Raw genomic sequence first — 25,412 nt, forward strand, 5'->3', positions numbered from 1 at the left:
GCATTCAGCCGCGGAACCAGTGCTGCGGCCGGGGTTGGATGTTCTGCCAGATGTGTTTGGGCTCTCGGTACTCGTCCAGGCCGGTCGGTCCCAGCTCCCGGCCCACGCCCGAGTGCCCGAAGCCACCCCATTCCGCTTGCGGCACGTAGGGGTGGTAGTCGTTGATCCACACCGTGCCGTGGCGCAGCCGCCGGGCGACCCGCTGGGCCTTGCCGGCGTCCTGCGTCCACACGGCTCCGGCGAGTCCGTACTCGGTGTCGTTGGCGATGCGCACGGCGTCGTCCTCGTCGGTGAAGCGCTCGACGGTGAGCACGGGTCCGAAGGACTCCTCGTGCACGACACGCATGTCCTGCCGGCACTCGTCGAGGACGGTCGGCGGGTAGTAGAAGCCGCCTCCGAGGGCCGGATCGTCGGGCCGTTCCCCTCCGCAGCGCAGTACGGCGCCCTCGGCGAGGCCCGCCGCGACGTACGCCTCGACCTTCTCCCGGTGCCGTGCGGAGATCAGCGCTCCGGTCTCGGCCTCGGGGTCGAAGGGCCCGCCGAGGCGGATCCGCCGGGCGCGGCGGACGACCTCGTCCACGAACCGGTCGTGCAGCGAGTCCTCGACGATCAGCCGGGCGCCGGCCGAGCAGACCTGCCCGGAATGCAGGAAGACGGCCGTGAGGGCGAAGTCCACGGCCGTCTCGAAGTCGGCGTCGGCGAAGACCACGTTGGGGTTCTTGCCGCCGAGCTCCAGCGCCACCTTCTTCACGGTCGCCGCGGCGGTGGCCATGATCCGCTTGCCGGTCTCCAGGCCGCCGGTGAAGGAGACCATGTCGACGGCGGGGTGCTCGGAGAGCGGGGCGCCCGCCTCGGGCCCGGCGCCCAGGACGAGGTTGGCGGCGCCGGCCGGGAGCCCGGCCTCCTCCAGCGCCTTCATCAGCAGGATCGAGGTGGAGGGGGTGAGTTCACTGGGCTTGAGGACGATCGTGTTGCCGGCGAGGAGGGCCGGTGCGACCTTCCAACTCGCCTGCAGCAGCGGGTAGTTCCAGGGGGTGATCAGCCCGCACACACCGATCGGCTCGTAGACGACGCGGCTCACGGCGTCGTCGCGGCCGGTGTCGATCACACGCCCGGCGTCGATGCCGCCGATCCCGCCGTAGTAGCGGAAGCAGGAGACGACGTCGGCGATGTCGTACTCGCTCTCCACCAGCCGCTTGCCGGTGTCCAGCGACTCGGCGCGGGCGAACTCCTTGGCGTCGCGCTCGATGAGGTCGGCGGTGCGCAGCAGCAGCGCGCCGCGCTCCCGCTCGGAGGTGCGCGGCCAGGGGCCCTCGTCGAAGGCCCGGCGGGCCGCGGCGATCGCCGCCTCGGTGTCGGGGCGCGTCCCTTCCGAGACGGTCGCGGTGAGCGAGCCGTCAGCGGGACAGCGGAGCTCCCGGCGTCCGCCGGCCACCGGATCCCGCCATTCCCCAGCCACATACAGGTCTGCCACGCGCCAAGCCCTTCAGCCGAAATGCGTTGCGCATCATGCATTCAATTGCTTGTGGTGGAACACCATGGCGAACCTGCAGACCTGCGTCAAGAGGTCGGCGCATGACGATTTCACCGGGTCGGCACTTGCACAACCACCCTTGACCACCAGGGGAGTCGAGCCGACCATGTTGCGTATCGCTCACCCTGTTGTGCATGACGCACCAATGGAGGTCGCTGTGTCCCCCAAGTACCCTCGACCGCAGCCCGGGCGTGAATACGTCCTCACCCTCTCGTGTCCCGACAGCGCCGGCCTCGTCCACGCAGTGAGCGGCTTCCTCGTCAGGAACTCGGGAAACATCGTGGAGAGCCAGCAGTTCGACGACCGGCTCCAGGGCCGTTTCTTCATGAGGGTCCACTTCGACGTCTCCGACCCGGACACGAATGCGAAAACCCTGCGTTTCCGATTCGGTCCCGTCGCCGAGGCCTACGGCATCGACTGGACCCTGAGCGAGGCGTCGACCCCGACCCGGACGCTCATCATGGTGTCCAGGTTCGGCCACTGCCTCAACGATCTGCTCTTCCGCCGGCGCACCGGTGCCCTCAACATCGAGATCCCCGCGATCGTCTCCAACCACCGGGACTTCGAGGGACTGGCGGAGACCTACGGCGTCCCCTTCCACCACATCCCCGTCACCAAGGACACCAAGGCCGAGGCCGAGGCGCGCCTGATGGAGCTGGTACGCGAGCTGGACGTCGACCTGGTCGTGCTGGCCCGCTACATGCAGATCCTCTCCGACGACCTGTGCAAGCAGCTCGAAGGCCGCGCCATCAACATCCACCACTCCTTCCTCCCCAGTTTCAAGGGCGCGCGCCCGTACGAACAGGCCTACGCCCGCGGGGTGAAGCTCGTCGGCGCGACGGCGCACTACGTGACACCGGACCTGGACGAGGGACAGATCATCGAGCAGGACGTGGTCAGGGTGGACCACTCGCTCGACCCCGGGGACCTGGTGACGGTCGGACGGGACGTGGAGGCACAGGTGCTCGCGCACGCGGTGAAGTGGCACAGCGAGAGCCGCGTCATGGTGTACGGCAACCGCACGGTGGTCTTCCGCTGAGCGGTACGGCGCGAGGGGGCGGGGCCGGTCTTCCAGCCCCGCCCCCTCGCGCGTACGACGCCCTTCAGCTTCCGAGCCGGTCGATCACGGTACGGCGCCACCGTTCCGTCTCGGCGATCTGGTTGAACGTGAACAGGTGCAGCCCGGCCACCCCCGCCGACGGGGCGGTGAGCGCCTTCTCGCCGCGCGCCAGCAGCCTCTCGGGCGAGTACCCGCCGGGCGTCGCGAACCGCAGGAACCACGAGGCGTGCCGGGTCAGGAAGCGCGTCGACTCCCCCACGCCGATCTTGGTCGCCATCGCCAGCAGCTTCGCCCGCTGCACGGGCCCCGCGACGCCGAGGTGGACGGGCAGGGTGATGTCCCGGCGTCGTATACGGGCGATCCACTCCCCCAGCACCCGCGGGTCGAAGCAGAGGTTGCTCACGATGTACGTGGCGTGCTCGCGCTTGTCCCACATGGCCTGGACGGTGACGTCGTCGTGGATGAGCGGATGGCTCTCGGGATAACCGGTGACGCCGACGCGGGCGAAGGGCCGGCCCAGCTCGCTCAGCCTCCGCAGCACCGGCAGCGCCCCGTCGTAGGCCCCGGCCGGCGGATCGGCGTCGCCCGCGGGGACGAAGACGTCGTCCACGCCCGCCTCGCGCAGCCGATCGACGACGTCCTTCAGGTGGGCCTCGTCCCGCAGCAGCCGCGCGGGCACGTGCGGGACGGCGCGGTAACCGTTCGCCGCGAGGCGGCCGGTGAGGTCGAGGGTCGGCTCCAGGCCCTTGACCGGCGACGCCGTCACGGTGACGACGACGTCGCGCGGGACATGGGCGAGGACCTTGTCCTCGGTCGACTTCGCGGGCAGCACCTCGTAGCGGACGCTGTCGAGCAGCGCCCTCAGTCCGGCGGTGGCCAAGGTCTACCCGGCCTGCTTCCGGGCGTCACGGAGGCGGTAGTACGCGGCCTTCGACGGCGCCTGCGGTTCCTTGCCGAGGATCAGGTCGGCGGCCTTCTCGGCGATCATCATCACCGGTGCGTAGATGTTGCCGTTGGTGACGTACGGCATCACCGACGCGTCGACCACGCGGATGCCTTCCAGGCCGTGCACGCGCATGCTGGTGGGGTCGACGACGGACATCTCGTCGGTGCCCATCTTGCAGGTGCAGGACGGGTGAAGGGCCGTCTCGCCCTCCTTGGCGACCCAGGCGAGGATCTCCTCGTCCGTCTCGACCTGCGGGCCGGGCGAGATCTCCCCGTCGTTGTACGGGGACATCGCGGGCTGGCCGAGGATCCTGCGGGAGACGCGGATGGCCTCGACCCACTCCCGGCGGTCCTGCTCGGTGGAGAGGTAGTTGAAGCGCAGCGCCGGGCGCTCGCGCGGGTCCTTGCTCTTGATCTTCACGGAGCCGATGGCGTCGGAGTACATGGGGCCCACGTGCACCTGGTAGCCGTGGCCGCCGGCCGGCGAGGAGCCGTCGTAGCGGACCGCGACGGGCAGGAAGTGGAACATCAGGTTGGGGTAGTCCACGTCCTCGTTGCTCCGGGCGAAGCCGCCGCCCTCGAAGTGGTTGGTGGCGGCCGGGCCCTTGCGGAACAGCCACTGCAGGCCGATGAAGGGCGCCCGCCACTTCGCCATGTACGGCTGCATGGAGACCGGCTGCTTGCAGGCGTACTGGACGTAGACCTCCAGGTGGTCCTGCATGTTCTCGCCGACGCCCGGCAGGTCGTGGACGACGTCGATGCCGAGGGCGCTCAGCTCCTGCGCGTTGCCGACGCCCGAGAGCTGGAGAAGCTGCGGGGAGTTGATCGCGCCGCCGCACAGGATGACCTCCTTGGCGCGGACCTGCTGGAGGGCGCCCTTGCCGCGCTGGTACTCGACGCCGACGGCCTTCTTGCCCTCGAAGAGCACGCGGGTCACCAGCGAGCGGGTCCTGACGGTGAGGTTGGGCCGCTTCCTGACCGGCTTGAGGTACGCCTTCGAGGCCGACAGGCGGCGGCCGCGGTGGACGTTGCGGTCGAACTTGGCGAAGCCTTCCTGCCGGTACCCGTTGACGTCGTCGGTGGGGGCGTAGCCCGCCTCCTGGGTGGCCTTGAAGAAGGCGTCGAAGAGCGGGTTGGTCGCCGGGCCGCGTTCGAGGACGAGGGGGCCGTCGTGGCCGCGGAACTCGTCGTCCGGGTCGGCGGCGAGACAGTTCTCCATCCGCCGGAAGTACGGGAGGCAGTGGGCGTAGTCCCAGGTCTCCATGCCGGGGTCGGCGGCCCAGCGCTCGTAGTCCATGGGGTTGCCCCGCTGGAAGATCATGCCGTTGATGCTGCTGGAGCCGCCGAGCACCTTGCCGCGGGCGTGGTAGACGCGCCGGCCGCCCATGTGGGGCTCGGGCTCGGACTCGTACTTCCAGTCGTAGAAGCGGCTGCCGATCGGGTAGGTCAGCGCCGCGGGCATGTGGATGAAGACGTCCCACGGGTAGTCGGAGCGGCCGGCCTCCAGTACCAGCACCCGGTTCGCCGGGTCCGCGGAGAGCCTGTTCGCCAGTGCGCTGCCGGCCGATCCGCCGCCGACAATGACGAAGTCGTATTGCAGGGGAGCCATAGTGCCTCGTCTCGCTCGCGCCGTAGATATGCGGGGCATGCTAATCCGGTATCGTAATGCGCACCAGGTTGCGAACAACGCAACTTGCAGAGGTTTTTATTTGGGCTTCGAAGCTTGCGACGACGTTGTTTACCGCGCGTATAGTTTCGCCATGAGCAACCACAGCCAAGACAGCGAAGCGTCGAACTCGCCGGCCGGTGGAGTGCAGTCGGTCGACCGCGCCATCAGCGTCCTCGAGATCCTGGCCCAGCGCGGAGAGGCCGGCGTCAGCGAGGTGGCCGCCGAGATCGACGTCCACAAGTCCACCGCGTTCCGCCTGCTCGGCGCCCTGGAGGCGCGCGGCCTGGTGGAGCAGGCGGGCGATCGGGGCAAGTACCGGCTCGGCTTCGGGATCGTCCGGCTGGCCGGTGCGGTCACCGGACGCATCGACATCACCCAGCAGGGCCGCCCGGTCTGCGAGCGGCTCGCCGAGGAGATCGGCGAGACGGTCAACATCGCCGTCATGCAGGAGCACTACGCGATCAACCTCTGCCAGGTACGCGGCCCCGGTGCCGTCACCGCGCACAACTGGGTCGGCCAGCTGACCCCGTTGCACGCCACCTCCAGCGGCAAGATCCTGCTGGCCCACCTGCCCGCCGAGGAGCGGGCCGCGCTGCTGGCCGAGGCGGGCCTGAAGAAGTCCACTCCGCACACCCTCACCTCGCGGACGAAGCTGGAGAAGAACCTCGCCGAGGCCCGCGAGCGCGGCTACGCGTGGACCCTGGAGGAGCTGGAGATCGGCCTGCACGCGATGGCCGCCCCGATCCGCGGCCGGGACGGCACGGTCATCGCCGCGCTCAGCGCCTCCGGACCCTCGTACCGCTTCACCGAGGAGCGCCTGCACGAGCTCTCCCCGGTGCTGCTCAAGGGTGCGGAGGAGATCAGCCACCGGATGGGCTACATGGGCTGAGTCACCCCTGGGGGTTTCCAAGGCGCTCGTTCACCCAGTCGTGGAAGGCCCCGATGTGGTGCTCACTGGGCACCAGCACGCCACCCTTGGCGTACATCCGGGAGCTCATGCCGGGCTGCGTGCGCTCGCATGCGTCGAAGTCCTGGCGGTTGACCCGGTCGAAGAGTTCCACGGAACGGGTGACGTCCTTGCCGCTCTCGACGACGTGCGGAAGATAGAGCCAGTCGCACTCGACGATCGTGCGGTCGGCGGCCACCGGGTACATCCGGTGGAAGATCACATGATCGGGAATGAGGTTGATGAAGACCTGCGGCTTGACGGTGATCGCGTAGTAGCGGCGGTCCTGTTCCTCCGTGACCCCGGGGATGCGGTCGAGACCCTCGGAGCCGTCGACGGTGAAGCCCCGGATCTCCTCGCCGAACTCGGCACCGTGGCCGACGTAGTACTGGGCCGCGTAGCCGTCCGCGAACTCGGGGAGCACCTCGGTGAGTTCGGGGTGGATCGTGGCGCAGTGGTAGCACTCCATGAAGTTCTCGATGATGAGCTTCCAGTTGGCCTTGACGTCGTAGACGATCCGCCTGCCGACCGACAGGTTGTCGATGTCGTAGCGCTCGATCGACTCCAGATCGCCGAGGCGGGTGACGGCCGCGCCGATGACGTCCTCCTCGAAGGAGGGCGGGTTCTCCGCCAGGCAGACCCAGACATATCCGAGCCATTCGCGGACGGCCACGCTCACCAGGCCGTACTCGGTGCGGCCGACGTCGGGCATCTTGGTGAGGTTGGGCGCGGCGACGAGCTTGCCGTTCAGGTCGTACGTCCAGGCGTGGTACGGGCACTGGAAGGCCCGCTTGACCTCGCCGGTCTCCTCGGTGCAGAGCTTGGCTCCGCGATGCCGGCACACATTGAAGTAGGCGCGGACGGAGTTGTCCCTCGCGCGGGTGACGAGGATGCTCTCGCGGCCCACGTCGACGGTGCGGAAGGCGCCGGGCTTCGCCAGTTCCGAGGCGCGCGCGACGCAGAACCACATGGTCTCGAATATGCGCTCCTGCTCCTGGGCGAAGATCGCCGGATCCGTGTAGGAGGAGCCGGGGAGGGTGGCGATCAGGCTGTCCGGCAGGCTGGTCGAAGTCACGGTGCACTCCTCGGAAAACGTCGTAGAGGGGTCATTCACGCGGTGAACTGCTTGCGCCAGCGGGTGAACAGCCGCGGCTGGTTCATCCCGAGCACGGCGACCGGCGTGCCGGCCCGCCGGTAGACGGCGAGGAAGCTGCGCTCGTCGGTGGCGCCCTCCTCGACCGTGACACTGTCGGCCCCTGCGGCGTGGCCGACGAACTGGATCTTCACGCCGTACTGGTCGGACCAGAAGTACGGCGGCCGGGGCACGCCCGGTTCCGTCCCACCGTGCGCGAGCAGCGTGGCGACGGCGGCGGCGGGCCGTTCCAGCGCGCCGGTCCAGTGCTCGACCCGGCGGTGGCCTCCGGTGTGCGGGTCGTACCAGTTGGCGCAGTCGCCGACGGCGACCACCCCGGCCAGGCTGGTACGGCCGTCGGCGCCGCACGTCACGCCGTTGTCGAGCGCGACGCCGGAACCTTCCAGCCATTCGACGCACGGGCGGGCGCCGACGCCGACGACGACGGTGTCCGCGGGCACGCTGCGGCCGTCCTCCAGCAGGACGGCGTCCACCCGGCGCTCCCCGCTGAGCCCCTTGACGCCGACGCCGCACAGCAGCCGCACGCCGTGGTCGGCGTGGAGCGCGGAGACGACGCCCCCCATGGCCTCGCCGAGCGGACCGGCCAGCGGGGTGGGGGCCGCCTCGATCACGGTGACGTCGAGGCCGAGGGCGTACGCGGTGGAGGCGACCTCGGCGCCGACGAAGCCGCCGCCGATCACCACCAGCTTCCCCCCGCGGGCCAGTTCGTCCCGCAGGGCGCGGGCGTCGTCCAGGGTGCGCAGAGTGTGCACCCCGGCGAGGCCCTCGCTGCCGGGCAGGGTGCGCGCCGCCGCTCCGGTGGCGATGACGATGCCGTCGGCCCGCACGGCACGGCCGTCCGCGAGCCGCACCGACCGGTCGGCGCGGTCGAGCGAAGTGGCCCGGACGCCCAGCAGCCACTCGGCGCCGAGATCCTCTCCGTCCGCCTCGAGGGCGAGGTCGGTCTCGCCGATGTGGCCGGCGAGGAACTCCTTCGACAGCGGCGGCCGGTCGTACGGGCGGTGCGGTTCGTCCCCGATGAGGACCAACCGCCCGTCGTAGCCCTGCTTCCGCAGTGCTCGCGCGGCCGACAGTCCGGCCAGGGAGGCGCCCACGACGGCCACGGTCCTCACGCCGGGCCTCCGGCGCCGAGCCGGGCCGCGACACACGGGGGCAGATTGGGCGCGGCCTCGGAGGGCCGCAGGTAGATCACGCCGTCGTCGACGACCACCTGATGGGTCCGGACGGGCAGTTTGGCCGGCGGAGCGTCGACCGCCCCGGTCCGCAGGTCGAACTTGGAGGCGTGCAGCGGACATTCGACCTCGCACCCTTCCAGCCAGCCGTCGGCGAGCGAGGCGTCCTGGTGGGTACAGGTGTCGTCGATGGCGAGGACCTCGCCATCCTCGGTGTGGAACACCGCGACAGGCGGCTCGATGTCGAGCCGATAGGCCTCGCCGCGCGGCAGATCCGCGAGTCGGCACACGGGAATCATCATGACACCTCGGTCGCGTGCGTAGCGTATAGCGAAACGGATTGCGTTTTACGCAACTCAGTCTGGAGGTGGCCCCATACCTTGTCAAGGACTCGACAGCGGCAGCGGGGTGGGGGAAGAAGGCGGTCGCGAGCCTTGACGCGACAGGCCCGCCACCACTTCACTCTGGGGACCAAACAGTGCACTGCGTTGCGTATCGCACAACTCACCTCCTCCCGACTCCCGGAGCCGATGCCGCATGCGCGTACCCTCTCGTCCCCTTCTCGCCGTGACCGCGGCCGTCCTGTCGGTGGTCCTCACCGGCGCCACGGCCACGGCCGCCCGCACCACCGCAGTCCCACCCGTCACGGCCGCGGCCGACACCTCCGGCCGGCCCACCGTCGAGCTGGCCAACTGGCCCCAGGCCCAGGGCGACCAGCTCGAAAAGCTCATCGGCAGGTTCGAGGGCCAGGGCCGCTACGCCGTCTTCGACGCCGACAACACCATCTGGCGGTACGACCTCGAGGAGTCGCTCCTGCCCTTCCTCGAAATGAAGGGCGTGCTCACGCCGGACACCGTCGACCCCTCGCTGCGCCTCGTACCGTTCCGGGCGGGCGAGAGCCTCTACGGCTACTACAACCGGCTCTGCGAGATCGACGACAAGGTCTGCTACCCGTGGATCGCCCAGGTGTTCTCGGGCCTGACGCTCGGCGAGCTGAAGCGGTACGTCGACGAGCTGTACGCCTACGGCAAGCCGATCCCGGTCAGCTACGACGACGCCGGCAAGACGGTGCACAGCACCGTGAACCCGCCGCGCATCTACGCGGGTCAGCGCGAGCTGATCCGCAGCCTTCAGGAACACGGCATCCGCGTCTACGTGATGACCGCCGCGCACGAGGAACTCGTGCGCATGGTCGTGTCGGACCCGAAATACGGCATCGGCGTCCCGCCGGAGAACGTCATCGGCGTCACGACACTGCTCAAGGACCCCGAGACCGGCCGCCTCACCACCGCGCGCAAGCAGATCGAGCAGGGCACGTTCGGCGCGGAGTACGGCACCGAGCGCTACCGGCGGCAGGTCGTCACGCCCTATCTGTGGACCCCGGGAACCTGGTACGTCGGAAAGCTCGCCGGCATCCACGACTACATCGCGGAGTACGAGCGGCCGGTCCTCGTCGCCGGCGACTCCCCCAGCGACTGGTGGATGCTCTTCTACTCGGACGCCAGGGCGGGCGGCGCCCGTGTGTGGGTCAACCGCAAGCAGGCGTACACCGACCGGCTGGAGGCGGAGAAGGAGAAGCGGTCCGCCGAGCAGAAGGCGGCGGGCGAGCCCGTCGACGCGGGCCGGGGGTGGGTGACGGTCAAGCCGGCGGAGATCGGCGGCTGAGGGCCGAGGCGGGCTGAGGGGTGGGGAGCCACGGCTCTCCACCCCTCAGCCCGTGGCCTCTAGCGACCGCGCGCGATCCACTCGTCCAGGTGGGGCGCCTCGGCGCCGATCGTCGTCGGGTCGCCGTGCCCCGTACGCACCACCGTCGCCGCCGGCAGGCTCAGCAGCCGGTCCCGGATGGAGTCGATGATCGTCGGGAAGTGGGAGAACGACCGGCCGGTCGCACCCGGCCCGCCGGCGAACAGCGTGTCCCCGGAGAAGACCGTGTCAAGACCCGGCGCGTACACGCAGACCGCTCCCGGCGCGTGTCCCGGTGTGTGCAGCACGGTGAGCTCGGTGCCCGCCGCCGACAGCACCTGGCCGTCGGCCAGTTCGCCGTCCGGCGACCGCTCGGGGTGGGTCTGCTTCCACAGCGGCAGATCGTCCGCGTGGAGCAGGATCGGCGCGCCGGTCCGGTCGGCGAGTTCGGGGGCGGCGTCGATGTGGTCGTTGTGCGCGTGGGTGCACACGATCGCGCGCAGGGTGCGTCCGGCAAGGGCCCGGACGATCGCCTCGGCGTCGTGCGCCGCGTCGATGACGATCGCCTCGGTGTCGTCGCCCACGATCCACACGTTGTTGTCGACGTCCCAGCTGCCGCCGTCCAGCGCGAACGTGCCCGAGGTGACGAGGCGTTCGACGCGGGCCGCCATCAGAGGACCACCACCGAGCGCAGCACGTCGCCGTGGTGCATCCGCTCGAAGGCCTTCTCCACGTCGTCCAGCGCGATGGTCTCCGTGACGAAGGCGTCCAGGTCGAGGCGGCCCTGGAGATGGAGGTCGACGAGCATCGGGAAGTCGCGGGACGGCAGACAGTCGCCGTACCAGGAGGACTTCAGCGCGCCGCCGCGACCGAAGACGTCGATCAGCGGCAGCTCCAGCTTCATCTCCGGTGTGGGCACACCGACCAGGACGACCGTGCCGGCGAGGTCACGGGCGTAGAACGCCTGCTGGTACGTCTCCGGGCGGCCCACGGCCTCGATGACGACGTCGGCGCCGAAGCCGCCGGTCAGCTCGCGGATCGCCTCGACCGCGTCGGCGGCACGGGAGTTGACGGTGTGGGTGGCGCCCAGCCGGCCTGCGGTCGCCAGCTTGCGGTCGTCGATGTCGACCGCGATGACCTTCGCGGCGCCCGCCAGCTTCGCCCCGGCGACCGCCGCGGCCCCGACACCACCGCAGCCGATGACGGCGACCGAGTCGCCGCGGCCGACGTTCCCGGTGTTGATCGCGGCGCCGATGCCGGCCATCACCCCGCACCCGAGCAGGCCCACGGCGGCGGCCGACGCGGCCCGGTCGACCTTCGTGCACTGCCCGGCCGCCACCAGCGTCTTCTCCGCGAACGCGCCGATGCCCAGCGCCGGGGACAGCTCTTCCCCGGTCGAGGCGAGGGTCATCTTCTGCTTGGCGTTGTGGGTGTTGAAGCAGTACCAGGGCCGTCCCCGCAGACAGGCGCGGCACTGACCGCACACCGCCCGCCAGTTGAGGATGACGAAGTCGCCGGGCGCGACATCGGTGACGCCCTCCCCCACCGACTCCACGACGCCCGCGGCCTCGTGACCCAGCAGGAAGGGGAAGTCGTCGTTGATGCCGCCCTCGCGATAGTGCAGGTCGGTGTGGCAGACCCCGCAGGCTTCGATCTTCACCAGCGCCTCGCCCGGGCCGGGATCCGGCACGATGATCGTCTCGAGGCTGACGGGGGCGCCCTTGCCCCGCGCGACGACAGCACGGACCTGGTGCGTCATGACCACTCCTCGGCTGGTTCGAGACCTGAGCAGACGTTGCTCATTACGACACGCATCTCACGTGCCGCAACAAAGCATCGTGGAGGGCCCCCGGGAGGTCAAGGAGTCGACGCGCACCGCAGCGCGGCCGAGGAAGCGGCAGGGGTGGTGTCGCAACCCGGGCGGCGCGATGCCCCAGCGCTGGCAGGCCCTAGATCGGCGGGGCCGGCAGCGGGGGGAGGGAGGGCTCGTGGAGCCAGGACCTGAGCATGGCGTCCAGCGGCTCGGCCGTGTAGCGGGCCACATGGGCGGCGAAGCTCGCGGTGGTCACGACGCCGTGGCGGTTCACGCCGGCCCAGTCGCGCAGCATGCGGAAGAACGCCCCGTCACCCAGCGCGCAGCGGATCGCATGCACCGCGAGGCCCCCACGCTGGTAGAGGCGGTCGTCGAACATCAGCTTGCGGCCGGGGTCGGCAAGGACCAGGTCCTGCGGTTGCGTGGTCAGCAACCCGTGTGCGGCGAGAGCCAGTTCCTGCGCGGTGCGACCGCCGGAGCGCTCCGACCAGAGCCATTCGGCGTACTTCGCGAAGCCCTCGTTCAGCCAGATGTGCCGCCAGTCGGCGATGGTCACGCTGTTGCCGAACCACTGGTGGGCGAGCTCATGGGCGATGAGCCGCTCCGAACCCCGTACGCCGTCCACGTGGTTGGCGCCGAAGAGGGACAGCCCCTGGGCCTCCACCGGCACGTCCAGTTCCTCGTCGGCGACGACGACCGCGTACTCGCCCAGGGGGTAGGGGCCGAACAGCTCCTCGAAGAGCTGCATCATCGCGGGCTGCCGGGCGAAGTCCCGGGAGAACTTCGGGAGCAGATGCGCTGGTACGTGGGCGCTCTGCGGAACACCGTCGAGTCCGGGGTCGCCGAGCAGCACGGTCTGGTACATGCCGATGGACAGGCCGACCAGGTAGCTGGAGGTCGGGGCGGTCTGCTCGTACACCCAGGTGGTCGTGGAGGCCTTGGTCGTCCGGGTGAGGAGGCGTCCGCCGGCCACCACCGCGTACGCAGAGGGGGTGTTGACCGAGAGCAGGTAGGAGGCCTTGTCGGCGGGCCGGTCGTTGCACGGGTACCAGGAAGGCGCGCCGACCGGCTGGCTCGCGACGAGCGCCCCGTCGGTCAGTTCCTCCCAGCCGAGGCCGCCCCAGGGGCTGCGTACCGGCTTGGGGTTGCCCGACCAGTGCACCTCCACGGTGAAGGCGGCTCCCGCGGGGAGGGGCTTTCCCGGCCGGACGCGCAGTTTGCCACCGCGGTGGGTGTAGTGGGGTGACCGGCCGTTCACCTGGACCCGGCCGACCTTGAACTCGGCCAGGTCGAGGGCGAACTCGGTGAGCTGCGCCCGGCCGACGATCGCGCTGAGCCGCGCCGTCCCGGCCAGCCGGTTGGGGCCGGGACGGTAGTCCAGGGTGATCTCGTACCGGTGCACGCGGTACCGGGGATCGCCGTTGGCCGGAAAGTACGGGTCCGACACCGTTGTCCGCTGGCCACTCACTGCCGCTTCCGCTCCCTGCGCTGTGCTCGTACGCCGTAGCCCCTTCAGGCCCGCCACGCCTCGATCGGATTGCCCAGCCAGCGGGTGTCGGCGGGGACGGATTCCCCGGCCATCACGAGAGAGGCGGGTCCCAGTGTGCTGCGGGCCCCGACCGTGCTTCCGGGCAGGACGATTCCGTTCGGGCCCAGGGCGGCGCCCTCGCGGAGGACCACAGTATCCGTCCTCAAGATCCGGTCGTGGAAGAGATGCGTCTGCAGCACACAGCCGCGGTTCACGGTGACGGCGTCGGCAAGGGTCACCAGGTCCGTCTCGGGGAGCCAGTAGCTCTCGCACCAGACGCCCCGGCCGATCCGGGCCCCCAGACCACGCAGCCACAGGGTGAGGAGCGGGGTCCCCGGCACCGATCCGACGAGCCAGGGCACGGCCAGGACCTCGACGAACGTGTCGGACAGTTCGTTGCGCCACACGAAGCCGCTCCACAGCGGGTGCTCCCCCGTCCTGTGCCGGCCCACCAGCAGCCATTTGGCGGCCACGGAGACCACGGCAGCGGTCGCCCCTGCGGCGAGCAGGACCGCTCCGGACAGCAGCGCGGCCCCCACGGCCCCGACCCCGCTCGTCGCGATCAGCGCGCACAGCGCGGCCGCGGTCAGGACGCAGAGCGCGGCCGAGCAGAACACCGGGACGAGCCGGCACAGTTCCACCAGGCCCCGGGCCCACAGCAGGTGCGCGGGCGGGTCGTAGGTACGGCTCCGGTCCGCGGCGACCGCGGATCGCGGCAGCTTGACCGGCGGCAGGCCCAGGTAGGAGCTGCCCTTCTTGGCCTTCTTCGGAGTGGCCGACAGGACGCCGACCAGCCCGTCGTCGGGCACGCTGCGTCCCGGCGCGGTCATTCCGGAGTTGCCGAGGAACGCCCGGCGCCCGATCTCGGAGTGTCCGATGCGGACCCAGCCTCCGCCCAGTTCACAAGGAGCGGTCAGGGTGTCGTCGGCGAGGAACGCGCCGTCGCCCACGGTCGTCAGGCTCGGGAGCGCGAGAACCGTGGACACCTCGGCGCCCCGGCCGATCTTCATGCCGAGCAGCCGTAGCCACACGGGGGTGACCAGCCCGGCGTACAGCGGGAACAGGGTCTCCCGGGAGAGGTCCATCAACTGCGTGACGGTCCACGCCTGCCAGCCGACCCGGCTGTGCGTCGGGTGGGTCCCGGTCCGCAGTCCGAGGCTGAGCAGACGCACCGGGACGAGCAGGAGCAGCGCGTACGCGAACCCGAAGGCGAGCGCCGCGGGCACCACGGCCGTGAGCGCGCCGCGCAGGGCCTCCGCGAGGCCGGCGCCGGCGGGTACGAACAGGCTGACGACGTACAGCGCCGGCAGGGCGGCGAGCACGGGCAGAAGGGTGAGGCAGAAGCCGCTCGCTCCGTACACGGCGCGCCAGTGGACGGCGCGCGGCGGGCGCTCCTCGGGCCAGTTCCGCTTGGCTTTGCCGAGCTTGACGGCGGGTACTCCGGCCCAGCGCTGACCGGTCGGGATCTGCCCGGTCACGGCGGAACCGGGGGCCACCTCGGCCCGCTTGCCGACCCGCGCGCCCGGAAAGAGCACGCTGCGGGTGCCGACGACCGCGCCCGCACCGACCTTGACCGGGCCGATCTCCAGCCGGTCGCCGTCCAGCCAGTGCCCGGAGAGGTCCACCTCGGACTCCACGGCGCAGCCGCGTCCGAGCTTGAGCATGCCGGTCACGGGAGGCAGGGAGTGCAGGTCGACCTCCGGGCCGATCCTGGCACCGAGGGCCCGTGCGTAGCTCTCCAGCCAGGAGCCGGTGAGGGAGGTCGCGCCGACGAGGTCGGCCAGTCGTTCGGCCGTCCACAGCCGCAGGTGCACGCTTCCGCCGCGCGGATAGCGTCCCGGCTCGACGCCGCGCAGCAGGATGCGTGCGCCGCCGGCCGCGAGGGCCAGCCGGCCCGGCGGGCTGTGGAACAGGGCGGCGCCGGCGGCGACGAGCCACCACGAGGCGGTGGGCGCCCAGGGGTAGGCCCCGAACCGGTGCAGGACGTTGCCCAGGGCGAGGAGCGCCACCGTCCAGCGCAGTCCGACCAGGGTGAACAGCGGGAGCAGGAGCAGCGACTGCGCCACCTGGGACCGGAGCGGGACGGGAGCGACGGTCCGGGCCGCGCTGGCGTCGTGCACGGACCGCTCCAGGTGGCGGGCGAGCTTGCGCAGGGTGGGCTGCTGGTAGATGTCGACCACGGCCGCGGCCGGGTAGCGGGCGCGCAGCCGGGTGGTGAGCTGGGCGGCGGCGAGGCTGTTGCCGCCGATCGCGAAGAAGTCGTCGGCGGCACCGGTGACGGCCACCCCCAGGATCTCGCTCCACTGCTCGGCGAGCCAGGCCTCGGTGCCGTAGAGCTGCTCGACGGGGCCGGTGGATTCCAGTTCGGGCAGAGGCCAGGGCAGCGCGTCGCGGTCCACCTTCCCGGAGGTGCGGGTCGGCAGCTCGTCGACCGGTGCGAGGAGCGGCACGAGGGCCGCGGGCAGTTCGGCGCGCAGCCGCTCGACCGCCGCGGGATGGTCCCATCCCTCCTGGGTGACGAGGTAGCCGACGAGGAGCTGGTTGCCGCCGCGCGCGGTGCGGACGGCGGCGGCCGCTCCGGCGACGCCGGGCAGGGCCTGGAGTGCGGCGTCCACCTCCCCCAGTTCGATGCGGCGGCCGCCGAGCTTGATCTGCTCGTCGCCGCGGCCGAGGAAGACGAGGCCCTCCGGCTCCGCGCGGACGAGGTCGCCGCTGCGGTAGGCGCGCTGCCAGCCGAGGGAGGCGAGCGGGGCGTACTTCTCGGCGTCCTTCGCGGGGTCGAGGTAGCGGGCGAGGCCGACGCCGCCGATCACGAGCTGGCCACTGCCGCCCATGGGCACCGGCTCGCCGGACTCGTCGACGACGGCCAGTTCCCATCCGTTCAGCGGGAGACCGATGCGGATGGGTTCCTCACCCGTCAGGAGCGAGGCGCAGGCGACGACGGTGGCCTCGGTGGGACCGTACGTGTTCCAGACCTCGCGGCCCTCGGTCACCAGGCGCTGGGTCAGTTCGGGCGGGCAGGCCTCCCCGCCGAAGATCAGCAACCGGACCTCGCCGAGGTCCGCGGGGTCCCAGAGCGCGGCCAGAGTCGGCACGGTGGAGACCACCGTGATCTCCTGCTCCACCAGCCAGGGACCGAGGTCGGCGCCGCTGCGCACCTGGGAGCGCGGGACGGGCACGAGGCAGGCGCCGTGGCGCCAGGCCAGCCACATCTCCTCGCAGGAGGCGTCGAAGGCGACCGACAGTCCGGCCATGACCCGGTCGCCGGGTCCGATCGGTTCCTCTGTGAGGAAGAGCGCGGCCTCGGCGTCCACGAAGGCGGCGGCGCTGCGGTGGCCGACGGCGACGCCCTTGGGCATGCCGGTGGAGCCGGAGGTGAAGATGATCCACGCGTCGTGCTCGGGCCCGGGGCGGGCCGCGGGGGCGTGGCCGGGCGCGGGGTCCCCGGTGATCCCGACGGTCTGTCCGGCGCCGAGCACCGCGCGCACCCCGGCTTCGCCGAAGACCAGCTCGGCCCGCTCGTCCGGGTCCTCGGCGTCGACCGGCACGTAGGCGGCGCCTGCGGCGAGCACGGCGAGGACGGCCACGTACAGGTCGTTGGTCCCGGAGGGCACGCGTACGCCGACCCGGTCGCCGAGCCCGATCCCGGCCGCGGCGAGGGTGCGCCGCAGCCGCTCGACCTCGGCTGCCAGCGCGCGATAGGTCAGCTGGGCGGAGCCGTCGTCGAGGGCGAGTTCGTCGGGGTATGCCAGGACGGTCGCATCGAGGATGTCGACGAGCGTACGGGGCGGGGCGGCGGGGCCGGCGGAGAACCGGGCCGCTTTGCCGGACTCCTCGTACGTCCCCCCGTCGTCGAGCAGAGTGAGTTCACCGCGCTCAGATGTGGCTGACATCGGCCCTCGCGTCTCGCTCCCGGAACGTCCGGGTCGCCGGTGGAGCCCGGGTCTGCCCAGGTTGTTCCGATCCGGCCGCCAAACAGCCCGTCAGTCTAGTGCTCCGACCGGGATTTCCTCGTCGAATCCCTTGCGCGTTGCCGAGGAAATCAGGTAATGCAGCGGCTCTCCGCGGGGTTCCGGCCGGGGACTGGGGGCCCGACCGTGGAACACCGCGCATCCGTCGCGGCGGCCTTGCCGGCGGGGACCACGCGCAGGCACTGCGGGGACACGGTTCCCCCGGCCGGAACCGGGCGGTTTCCAGACCGGCCCCGCATCCCCCACCGTCGGTGGCTGAGGTCACCGCGCCGGGTCAGTGGTGTGGACGGCAGCCGTCGAACACGACGCCAAGTGCCCGGTCTCGCAACTCGCTGTCCCACTGGTTGCGTTCCGCCGCCATGCACACGGCACCCAGCAGGGCCAGCAGTTCAGGCATGCGCAGGTCCTCACGCACCGTGCCCTCTTGCTGGGCGCGGGTCAGAAGCGCCTCGACGGCGGAGCGCACGGCGCTGCCGACCTCCGACATGCCCGCCTTCACGTCGATCCCGGCATCGGAGAGGACATCGGCCACGGCCCTCATCCGGGTCGCGTTGTCGACGATGTCGGTGAAGAAGCCGAAGAACGCCGCTCCCGCGTCCTCCGCGTCGCACAAGGCCGGCACGTGTTCGATCAGGCGCTCCATGCGGGCGACGAGGATCGCTTCGTAGAGCGCCTCCCGGGTCGGGAAGTGCCGGTAGATCGTGCCGAGGCCGACGCCCGCCTCCTGCGCGACCGCCCGCATCGACGCCGCGACCCCGTCGCGGGCCAGGACGGTCTCGGCCGCCTCCAGAACGCGGACCCTGTTGCGCCGGGCGTCCGCGCGCAGCGGCTTGGCCTCCTCGGTCACGGCTCTCTCCTGACTGGGCTGACTCGTTGACATTCGGAACAGCTGTTCCGTATCGTCCAAACGGAACGCGTGATCCGATTCTATCGAGCCCGACCAGACGCATCCGACGAGCAGAAGGCCACCGAAGATGGAATACGCACGGCTCGGCAACTCCGGTCTGAAGGTCTCCGGAGCATGCCTGGGCACCATGAACTTCGGCCCCTCCGGCGGGGTGGGCGTCGGCAGCTGTGACGAGACCGACGCCCGGCGCATCATCGACGCCTTCCTGGACTCCGGCCACAACGTCATCGACACCGCCGACGCCTACACCAGCGGCGAGTCCGAGCGGATCGTGGGCCGGGCCGTCCGAGGACGACGCGACTCCGTCGTCCTCGCCACCAAGGCCTCCCTCCCCCAGGGGCCGGGCGCCAACGACAGGGGGCTCTCCCGTGTCCATCTCACCCGCGCCCTCGACGCCAGCCTGCGCCGACTCGGCACGGACTACATCGACCTCTACCAGTGCCATCAATGGGATCCGGAAACGCCGATCGACGAGACCATGGCGACCCTCGACGGCTTCGTCCGCTCGGGAAAGGTGCGCTACATCGGCTGCTCGAACTTCACCGCCGCCCAGATCGTGGAGTCGCAGTGGGCGGCCGAACGCGGCGGTGGCACACGGTTCGTCAGCCTGCAGTCGCAGTACTCGCTGCTGGCCCGGGGCATCGAACCGGAGATTCTGCCGACCTGCGAACGGCACGGACTCGGGACCCTGACCTGGTCGCCGCTCGGCGGCGGCGTCCTGACCGGCCGCTACGCGCGGGACGCCGCCCCCGACCGGACGTCGCGGATGGGCCGGCTGCTGCACTCCCCCTCACCCCTGGCCCGGGCCATGGCCGAGGACCTGCTCACCGACCACAACCTGGACATCGCCGAGGAGGCCGCCAAGATCGCGGCAGCGCTGGGCTCGACCTCGACCGCTGTGGCACTCGCGTGGGTACGTCAGCGACCCGGCGTCACCTCAGTGATCATCGGCCCGCGCACACTCGACCACCTCACCGACAACCTGACCGGCTTCGCTCTGAGCCTTCCCGCCGACGCGATCGCCCGACTCGACGCGATCTCCGCCGCCGGCGTCTGACTTCACCCAACGGCTCGTCGTCACGGGTTGACGGCCGTGCAGGTGGACGCACCGAGTGCCGCGGTCCGCTCGACGTCGCCCGCGGGGCGGAGCCGGAGGCGCGAGCCCCACCGGTCCCGCTCCGTGGTGACCGCCCCGAGGTTGACGACGAAGGCGAGCTCGCCGGCGCGGCCCGTGACGTGGCTGTGCCGTCGGTGCAGGACCGTGACCGGGGGCGGGAACAGTGCGGGAGCCGCCCCAGCAGGCAACTGGTGACGGCGCTCATCCTCGGCCGTCTCGGTCTGCGCGACCGCACCCGGGCGGCGCTCCACGCCCGGGACACGGGTCTGCTGTGACGCCGCACATGCCCTGCGGACGTCTTCGGTCCTCCGGTCCGCGTCCAGCAGGTCACGGTCCGCGCCGACGGACGGTTTCGCGTGACGCCGGGCACACCCACGCGGGCTCGGACCGTCTGCGTGTTAGCGTCCGGCCGTGACTCCCCAGGCCCTTGACCTGCCCGTACCTGCCGCGATACCCCGGCTCGACCTGTTCGGCGACGGCTTCGTCCGCGACCCGTACCCCTGGCTGGACACGTTGCGGACCGACGCGCCCGTGCACCGGGACCCCGGTACCGGGCTGTGGCTGGTCAGCAGGTACGAGGACATCCGGCGCGTCCTGCTGGACCCGGCGGCGTTCCACCCCGACAACGCGCAGCACGCCGTCACCCCGCTGCCGGTGGGCGTGCTGCGGGTGCTGGCCGGGGCCGGCTTCAGGCTCCCGCCCGCGCTCGCCAACAACGGCACCGAAAGCCACCACGGACTGCGGCGCGTGGTCACCCGGTTCTTCCATGCCAAGCGCGTCGCCGCGGCCGTCCCCGCCATCGAGCGCATCGCCTCCGAGCTCCTCGACGCCGCGCAGGAACGCCTCGACGGGAACGGCTCCTGCGATCTGTTCGAGTCCTATGCGCAGATCCTGCCCTGCCGGGTGCTGATGGAGCTCCTCGGCATCGACGGCATCGACCCCGCCACGCTGGTCCGCTGGAGCGACGCCTCGCTGGAGCTGTTCTGGGGCAGACCCACGCCCGAGCGGCAGCTGGAACTGGCCGTGCTCGTCGGCGAGTTCCACCAGTGGCTCACCGCGACCGTGAGCACCGCCCCGCAGCCGCCCGGCTCCTTCCTCGAAGCGCTGACCCGCCACCTCCTGCCCGACGGCCGGCCGCTCGACGTCGCGACCGCGGTCGGCGCCTGCTTCTTCGTCTTCATCGCCGGACAGTCCACCACCGGGCAGCTCATCTCCACCACGCTGCACCGGGCCCTGGCCGAGCCGGGCGTGTGGGCGCGGGCGGGCGACGAGCAGGACCTGGCCGAGGCGTGGGTGGAGGAAGTGCTGCGCCGCGAACCGCCGGTGACCACCTGGCGCCGGGTGGCCGCCGAGCGCGTGACGCTCGGCGGCGTGGACGTCCCCGCCGGAGCGCACCTGCTGCTGATGCTCATGGGAAGCGGCTCGGACCCGGAGGTGTTCGACGCCCCGGACCAGATGTGCCCGCACCGGGCGAACGCCCGCCACCACCTGGCTTTCGGGGTGGGCCGGCACCGTTGCCCGGGCGCCTCGTTGGCCAGGACGGAAGCCGCCGTCGCCCTCCGCGCGGCCGCCCGCCGCCTCCCGAACGCCCGTATCGCTCCTCCGGACGAGCAACCGCCGATCCTCGGCCTGCTCTCCTTCCGCGCGCCCCAGAGTGTCCGGGTGACCACCTAAGCGGCGCCGACGGCCCGCATCAGGGCGTCCACGACGTCCGAGGGGCTGTCGCGGTTCCGGTGGGCGGCGCGTTGGCGTTCGGCGCCGTTGCCGACGGCACGCAGGCGGGCCCAGCCGGCGGTGACCGTGTCCAGGTCGCCGTGGTCCAGGAGGGCGGGACGAAGATCGTCCAGCATCCGTTCGACGAGCGTGGCGGCCGGCCGGAGGCGCCGGGTGCGGAGGTCCACGGCGTCTCCGGTCAGCCCGTCGCGTGCGGCGCGCCAGCACGCGGTCCGCAGGAGGCCCGCCGGCGGACGGAGCGCGGGCCTGCCCGCCTCGATGTCCGCGAGGGCGGTGGCGACGAGTGCCCTGGTGACCGCGGCGAGCAGCACGGTGTCGGCGACGGTCGGCGTGGCGTCGAACGCCCGGATCTCCAGGGTGGGCACGTGGTGGGAGGGGCGGATGTCCCAGTAGAGTCCGCCGCGGTCCATGATGGTTCCGGTCGCCGTCAGGTCCTCGACAAGAGCGTCGAAGTGCGCCGTCGAGTCGAAGTGCGGCGGTGGTCCGGCAGCCGGCCAGCGGGCCCAGGCCAGGGTGCGCCAGCTCGCGTATCCGGTGTCCCGTCCCTGCCAGTACGGGGAGTTGGCGGCGAGCGCGATCAACTGCGGCAGCCGGCCGCGCAGATGGTTGCTGACCCGCAGGGCCAGGTCCACGTCGGGGATGCCGATGTGCAGGTGGCAGGCGCAGATGGTCTGTTCGTCGTCCAGGGCGCCGAACATCGCCACGCTCCTGGCGTACCGGGGGCCGTCGGTCACCGCGAGCGGATGGGGCTGCGGCAGGACGGGCGTGCCGCTGGAGACGACACCCAGGCCGTGCCGGGCGGCGGCGCGCACGACGGCCGTGCGCATGGTGCGGACCTGGTCCGCGAAGTCGGCCAGGCTGCTGTGGGGGTCGGTGCGAGCCTCGATCTGGTAGCAGGTGATCTCCGTGGTGACCCTTTCGCCCAGTTCGGCGGCGGCCTCGGACACCACCTTCTGTGCCTCCGGTCTCAGCTCCCTGGTGACCGGGTCGACCAGCAGGTACTCCTCCTCGGCTCCGACGGTCAGAGCCCGTCTGCGCCAGGCCGCCGTGGGGGCGCTGCTGCCGGTGGCCGAACCGGCTCCTTCCGGTACCGCGGGTGTCAGCCCTTCACTGGTCACGGTCATCATCCTGTCACCGACGGCGACGCCGAAACCTCTTCCTCCGGAGTGACATGCGCGAGCGGACCCGGATCCTGATCACCGGTGGCGACCCCGGCGGGGCGACGGCTGCCTCCTCGCGCGAGGTGACGGCGCCGTCGTTCACCCTGCCTTCGGCCACCGGCCGCACCGTCGACCTGACCGAACTGCTCTCCGACGGACCCGTGGTGCTGACCTTCTACCGAGCCCCACTCCGGAAGGAGTTCCGTGAACCAGAGGGTGGGCCTCGTCGTTGTACCGGTCGAGCGACTTTCCATGACCGTACAAAAAAGGGGGTTTCTGGTGACGAATCTCGCCGAGTCGACCGAATCGATGGAACAGCTGGCCGTGGCGTGGCGGGCCATGGTGCTCGACCGGGATCCGGAGGCGGATGTCCGTGATCTTCCGGGGATCGCCGTTCGCTGGGCCGACTGCCGGTTCGCCTTCTGGAACTGTCTGACGCTGACCGAGGTCGGCGCCGACGCGGAGCTGCTGGAGCGGCGTCTGCACGAGGCGGCGGAGATCATGCGTTCCAAGGAGCGGCCCGGCTTCCTGTGGCTGTTCGAGGACCTTCTCGACGAGGGCGCTCGGGACGTGCTGGAGGCCGCGGCCGAACGGGCTGGGCTCCAGCACGCCTTTCCGGGCACCGGCATGGCGGGGGATCTGCTTCCCGTTCCCGAGCCGTCCCACCCGGACCTGACCTTCGTCCGGGTGACCACCGACGAGCAGCTGCGCGCCTACGCGGACCTCAACTCGCTCGCCTACGGCTTCCCGTTGGAGGACGGCCGGGACGGGCTCGAAGGCTCGAAGCTGTGGAAGGAGGGGGTGCACGCCTACCTGGGGATGCGGGGCGACGTTCCGGTCACGTGCGCCGGGACGGTGGCGGCGGACGGCCGTCTGTTCGTGGCGCTCGTCGCCACCCATCCGGAGTGGGAGCGGAGGGGCTACGGCGAGGCGGTGACGCGGAAGGCCTTGTACGAGGGCGGGCGGGCCACAGGCCTCACCCGCGCCACCCTGCACGCGACGGTCGCCGGGGCCCCGGTGTACCCGCGTATCGGGTTCAAGCCGAACTCGCCCATGCGATTCTTCGGCCTGAAGAGCTGATCGCGGCGGCCCTCGGTCGCCGCGTGCGGAGATCGCCGCTCCGGCCGGCGCGGCCGGGTCACGCGACGTCGGCCCACGCGACCGCGATCCGGTCACGTGGGCCGACGTCAGAGGCCCTTACGTGCTAACCCCAGGTTCGGACCGAGGAGATCGAGTCGTTGTAGGGGTAGTTGAGGACGTTCCAGGTGTAGTTGTTCTGGAAGACGCCCTGAATGCCCTGGAAGTTGTTGTCGTTCCACGTGTAGAGCGTCTTGGCGTTCTGGATGGAGATCGAGGAGATCCGGTCCTGGAGCGCCGCCGTCCCGGAGCTCGAGTTGATGTCCTTCCCCATGTCGGGAACGTACGGGTCGTTGTCCGTCGTCCAGTAGTGGCACGTGTTGAGGTAGTTGTTGACGCAGAGCTGAGTCCCGTTCGCGACGGTCGTCGCGGCCGAGGCGGGGGTCGCCAGCATCAGGGTGGCGAGGCTCGCGGTGGAGGCAACCACGCCGAGGGCCGACAGAGCCTTCGGCTTCTTGAGTACGCGCATGAACCTGTCCTTCGAGTTGATGGATTTCCTGGTGGAACGTCAAGGCTGCTCCGGGAGGGGCAACTTCGCCCTTCGGGAGCTCGTCCGGTACCCGTATGTCACGACCGGCCGGGGCGGTGAGCGCCCGCGAGGGCGGTGCGCCACGCATCGGACAGCGCGATCGTCTTGAGTTCGTCGATTCCCAGCGCGGGTTCGCTGCGGGTTCCGGGGAGCCGGTAGGCCTTCGCGTTGAGTTCGTTGACGGCGACGCGCAGCCCGTCGGGGTGCCAGATGTCCACCGACCACAGGACCGCCCCCTCCCCTCCCTTTTCCGGGTGGCTCCTCGTGACCTTCACGCGGACGCCGTCCGCTCGCCTGGTCGCCCCGCGGAAGACGCGCGTCAGCGCCTCGTCATCCGGTTCCCATTGCTGCACCGTGACCGCGACGAGGCATTTGCCTCGCCCGTCGTCCACCGTCAGGTGCCCGTAGCCCGGGGTTCCGCCTCTGTCCGCCGTCCTCAGGTGGCCGGGCAGGTTCTGAGTGATGACCTCCGTGACCTTCGCCGCGGGGAGGGACTGGAAGGACGGCGGCGACACCGAGCCACGGGGAGGAGCGGGGACGGCGGCCAGGACGGGCTTCCATGCCGTCGACACCGCGATGTCGGTGAGCTGGCGCGCGTTCAAGGGTGGAGTCGGCCGGCTGGGAGAGGAGTTCCTGTTGTCCCGTGTGTTGGACGCCGAGACGGCGACCATTCCTCCGTTCCGGTCGGTGCGTACCGCCGTCAGTCGTCGGCCGACGGACGGCCTGGTCTCGTCGGCCGGGGACTCGTCGAAGATGAGCGTGGCACCGTCGTCGAGGTGCGTGAGGGTGCAGCGGCTGAAGGGGTGTTCGGAGAGATCCGGGCATGGGGACAGTTGCGGGGGCAGGGGTAACGGGACACGTCCCACCGACGCCGACACCTGGCCGATTCCGTCGGCGTCCGTGTAGATGAGGGTCGCCGGAGCGAGCGGATCGTTCGCCCTGGCCTCGGCGTCGTGCACGGCTGCGTCCCCTTCCTGCGGTAGCAGGGTTCGGAGGACCTGGCCCACCGAGTGGGGGCTCGGTCCGGTCGGCGACGAGGAGGAGCAACCGGCCGCGAAGACCATGCAGGCCAGTGGGGCGAGCACTGCCGCGTACGGAGAAGCGCGCCGACTCGACGAGCCGAGGGCACCGCGGGCGGACGTCCTCATGGATTCTGCCTTTCAGCGAGTGTGACGGGGTCACCATACAACGTGTGCACACGTATCTGCCGTCGCCAGGACACACATGTCCGAACGTGTTCGCTCGCGCGTCCGACCGCGCGCCGCGCACCTGCTCGTCCGCCCCAGAGGCAGCCGTACGCCAAGACCACTTTCGGCCACCAGGTGACGGGGTTCCGTGGGGAGATCTAGTGTTG

21 protein-coding genes are annotated in these 25,412 nt (G+C 71.0%); 6 read left to right on the top strand and 15 right to left on the bottom strand.

Annotated features, from left to right (window positions below; genetic code table 11):
* Positions 1–4 precede the first annotated feature (4 nt).
* Positions 5–1,474 (bottom strand): aldehyde dehydrogenase family protein, encoded by a 1,470-nt coding sequence (locus ABT041_RS13110; protein WP_351183318.1) that lies wholly within the window; start codon positions 1,472–1,474, stop codon positions 5–7.
* A gap of 205 nt (positions 1,475–1,679) precedes the next feature.
* On the opposite strand from ABT041_RS13110, the gene purU reads away from it, so the two are divergent.
* On the top strand, positions 1,680–2,573 hold the full coding sequence (gene purU / locus ABT041_RS13115; protein WP_351183320.1) for a formyltetrahydrofolate deformylase: 894 nt from the start codon (positions 1,680–1,682) through the stop codon (positions 2,571–2,573).
* Between the two features lie 64 nt (positions 2,574–2,637).
* Here purU and ABT041_RS13120 read toward each other — a convergent pair whose 3' ends face one another.
* On the bottom strand, positions 2,638–3,474 hold the full coding sequence (locus tag ABT041_RS13120) for a methylenetetrahydrofolate reductase (RefSeq protein ID WP_351183322.1): 837 nt from the start codon (positions 3,472–3,474) through the stop codon (positions 2,638–2,640).
* 3 nt (positions 3,475–3,477) lie between these two features.
* On the bottom strand, positions 3,478–5,148 hold the full coding sequence (gene betA / locus ABT041_RS13125) for a choline dehydrogenase (protein ID WP_351183324.1): 1,671 nt from the start codon (positions 5,146–5,148) through the stop codon (positions 3,478–3,480).
* Positions 5,149–5,299: 151 nt separating this feature from the next.
* Here betA and ABT041_RS13130 point away from each other — a divergent pair, with 151 nt between their 5' ends.
* The gene (locus ABT041_RS13130; RefSeq protein WP_052499527.1) at positions 5,300–6,097 is read left to right on the top strand and encodes an IclR family transcriptional regulator; all 798 of its coding nucleotides are present in this window, start codon (positions 5,300–5,302) and stop codon (positions 6,095–6,097) included.
* Between the two features lies 1 nt (position 6,098).
* Here ABT041_RS13130 and ABT041_RS13135 read toward each other — a convergent pair whose 3' ends face one another.
* From ABT041_RS13135 to ABT041_RS13145, 3 genes are read right to left on the bottom strand one after another with little or no spacing between them, the layout of a single operon-like run.
* On the bottom strand, positions 6,099–7,229 hold the full coding sequence (locus ABT041_RS13135; protein ID WP_351183326.1) for an aromatic ring-hydroxylating oxygenase subunit alpha: 1,131 nt from the start codon (positions 7,227–7,229) through the stop codon (positions 6,099–6,101).
* A 35-nt stretch (positions 7,230–7,264) separates the two neighbouring features.
* On the bottom strand, positions 7,265–8,419 hold the full coding sequence (locus tag ABT041_RS13140; protein WP_351183328.1) for an NAD(P)/FAD-dependent oxidoreductase: 1,155 nt from the start codon (positions 8,417–8,419) through the stop codon (positions 7,265–7,267).
* Positions 8,416–8,781: a bifunctional 3-phenylpropionate/cinnamic acid dioxygenase ferredoxin subunit gene (locus ABT041_RS13145; RefSeq protein WP_351183330.1), complete on the bottom strand. Its 366-nt coding sequence runs from the start codon at positions 8,779–8,781 to the stop codon at positions 8,416–8,418. Before ABT041_RS13145 ends, ABT041_RS13140 begins: the two co-directional genes overlap by 4 nt.
* Before the next feature lie 265 nt (positions 8,782–9,046).
* Between ABT041_RS13145 and ABT041_RS13150 the strand changes: the two genes are divergently transcribed.
* The gene (locus tag ABT041_RS13150; RefSeq protein ID WP_351183332.1) at positions 9,047–10,144 is read left to right on the top strand and encodes an HAD family hydrolase; all 1,098 of its coding nucleotides are present in this window, start codon (positions 9,047–9,049) and stop codon (positions 10,142–10,144) included.
* Between the two features lie 59 nt (positions 10,145–10,203).
* On the opposite strand, the gene ABT041_RS13155 is transcribed toward ABT041_RS13150, so the two are convergent.
* From ABT041_RS13155 to ABT041_RS13175, 5 genes are all read right to left on the bottom strand, one after another.
* Positions 10,204–10,833 (bottom strand): MBL fold metallo-hydrolase, encoded by a 630-nt coding sequence (locus ABT041_RS13155; RefSeq protein WP_351183334.1) that lies wholly within the window; start codon positions 10,831–10,833, stop codon positions 10,204–10,206.
* Complete coding sequence (locus ABT041_RS13160) at positions 10,833–11,921, bottom strand: S-(hydroxymethyl)mycothiol dehydrogenase (protein ID WP_351183336.1); 1,089 nt, start codon at positions 11,919–11,921, stop codon at positions 10,833–10,835. Before ABT041_RS13160 ends, ABT041_RS13155 begins: the two co-directional genes overlap by 1 nt.
* Before the next feature lie 190 nt (positions 11,922–12,111).
* Positions 12,112–13,443 carry a M1 family metallopeptidase gene (locus tag ABT041_RS13165; protein ID WP_351183338.1) on the bottom strand — a complete coding sequence of 444 codons (1,332 nt, stop codon included), beginning with the start codon at positions 13,441–13,443 and terminating at the stop codon, positions 12,112–12,114.
* Between the two features lie 44 nt (positions 13,444–13,487).
* A complete protein-coding gene (locus tag ABT041_RS13170; RefSeq protein ID WP_351183340.1) occupies positions 13,488–17,396 on the bottom strand; it encodes a Pls/PosA family non-ribosomal peptide synthetase in 3,909 nt (1,302 codons plus the stop codon).
* A 352-nt stretch (positions 17,397–17,748) separates the two neighbouring features.
* The gene (locus tag ABT041_RS13175) at positions 17,749–18,321 is read right to left on the bottom strand and encodes a TetR/AcrR family transcriptional regulator (protein ID WP_351183342.1); all 573 of its coding nucleotides are present in this window, start codon (positions 18,319–18,321) and stop codon (positions 17,749–17,751) included.
* Between the two features lie 127 nt (positions 18,322–18,448).
* Here ABT041_RS13175 and ABT041_RS13180 point away from each other — a divergent pair, with 127 nt between their 5' ends.
* Positions 18,449–19,438: an aldo/keto reductase gene (locus ABT041_RS13180; RefSeq protein ID WP_351183344.1), complete on the top strand. Its 990-nt coding sequence runs from the start codon at positions 18,449–18,451 to the stop codon at positions 19,436–19,438.
* Positions 19,439–19,458: 20 nt separating this feature from the next.
* On the opposite strand, the gene ABT041_RS13185 is transcribed toward ABT041_RS13180, so the two are convergent.
* A complete protein-coding gene (locus ABT041_RS13185) occupies positions 19,459–19,749 on the bottom strand; it encodes a hypothetical protein (RefSeq protein ID WP_351183346.1) in 291 nt (96 codons plus the stop codon).
* 160 nt (positions 19,750–19,909) lie between these two features.
* Between ABT041_RS13185 and ABT041_RS13190 the strand changes: the two genes are divergently transcribed.
* Positions 19,910–21,172, top strand: coding sequence for a cytochrome P450 (locus ABT041_RS13190; RefSeq protein WP_351183347.1), 1,263 nt, complete (start codon positions 19,910–19,912; stop codon positions 21,170–21,172).
* On the opposite strand, the gene ABT041_RS13195 is transcribed toward ABT041_RS13190, so the two are convergent.
* Positions 21,169–22,350 (bottom strand): carboxylate-amine ligase, encoded by a 1,182-nt coding sequence (locus ABT041_RS13195; protein ID WP_351183349.1) that lies wholly within the window; start codon positions 22,348–22,350, stop codon positions 21,169–21,171. The genes ABT041_RS13190 and ABT041_RS13195 overlap by 4 nt on opposite strands.
* Positions 22,351–22,671: 321 nt before the next feature.
* On the opposite strand from ABT041_RS13195, the gene ABT041_RS13205 reads away from it, so the two are divergent.
* Positions 22,672–23,472: a GNAT family N-acetyltransferase gene (locus ABT041_RS13205; RefSeq protein ID WP_351183351.1), complete on the top strand. Its 801-nt coding sequence runs from the start codon at positions 22,672–22,674 to the stop codon at positions 23,470–23,472.
* Positions 23,473–23,596: 124 nt separating this feature from the next.
* Here ABT041_RS13205 and ABT041_RS13210 read toward each other — a convergent pair whose 3' ends face one another.
* Both ABT041_RS13210 and ABT041_RS13215 read right to left on the bottom strand, forming a co-directional pair.
* Positions 23,597–23,998 (bottom strand): hypothetical protein, encoded by a 402-nt coding sequence (locus ABT041_RS13210; RefSeq protein ID WP_351183353.1) that lies wholly within the window; start codon positions 23,996–23,998, stop codon positions 23,597–23,599.
* A 98-nt stretch (positions 23,999–24,096) separates the two neighbouring features.
* On the bottom strand, positions 24,097–25,017 hold the full coding sequence (locus tag ABT041_RS13215) for a hypothetical protein (RefSeq protein ID WP_351183355.1): 921 nt from the start codon (positions 25,015–25,017) through the stop codon (positions 24,097–24,099).
* Positions 25,018–25,412 lie beyond the last annotated feature (395 nt).

Origin of the sequence: Streptomyces sp. NPDC002825, assembly GCF_040295385.1 — a bacterium.
Classification (GTDB): Bacteria; Actinomycetota; Actinomycetes; order Streptomycetales; family Streptomycetaceae; genus Streptomyces.

Bases quoted from the DNA above. Each gene is read 5' to 3' on its own strand.
- purU (WP_351183320.1), top strand. From the start codon at position 1,680: ATGGAGGTCGCTGTGTCCCCCAAGTACCCTCGACCGCAGCCCGGGCGT.
- betA (WP_351183324.1), bottom strand. From the start codon at position 5,148: ATGGCTCCCCTGCAATACGACTTCGTCATTGTCGGCGGCGGATCGGCC.
- ABT041_RS13130 (WP_052499527.1), top strand. From the start codon at position 5,300: ATGAGCAACCACAGCCAAGACAGCGAAGCGTCGAACTCGCCGGCCGGT.
- ABT041_RS13145 (WP_351183330.1), bottom strand. From the start codon at position 8,781: ATGATGATTCCCGTGTGCCGACTCGCGGATCTGCCGCGCGGCGAGGCC.
- ABT041_RS13155 (WP_351183334.1), bottom strand. From the start codon at position 10,833: ATGGCGGCCCGCGTCGAACGCCTCGTCACCTCGGGCACGTTCGCGCTG.
- ABT041_RS13160 (WP_351183336.1), bottom strand. From the start codon at position 11,921: ATGACGCACCAGGTCCGTGCTGTCGTCGCGCGGGGCAAGGGCGCCCCC.
- ABT041_RS13170 (WP_351183340.1), bottom strand. From the start codon at position 17,396: ATGTCAGCCACATCTGAGCGCGGTGAACTCACTCTGCTCGACGACGGG.
- ABT041_RS13180 (WP_351183344.1), top strand. From the start codon at position 18,449: ATGGAATACGCACGGCTCGGCAACTCCGGTCTGAAGGTCTCCGGAGCA.
- ABT041_RS13210 (WP_351183353.1), bottom strand. From the start codon at position 23,998: ATGCGCGTACTCAAGAAGCCGAAGGCTCTGTCGGCCCTCGGCGTGGTT.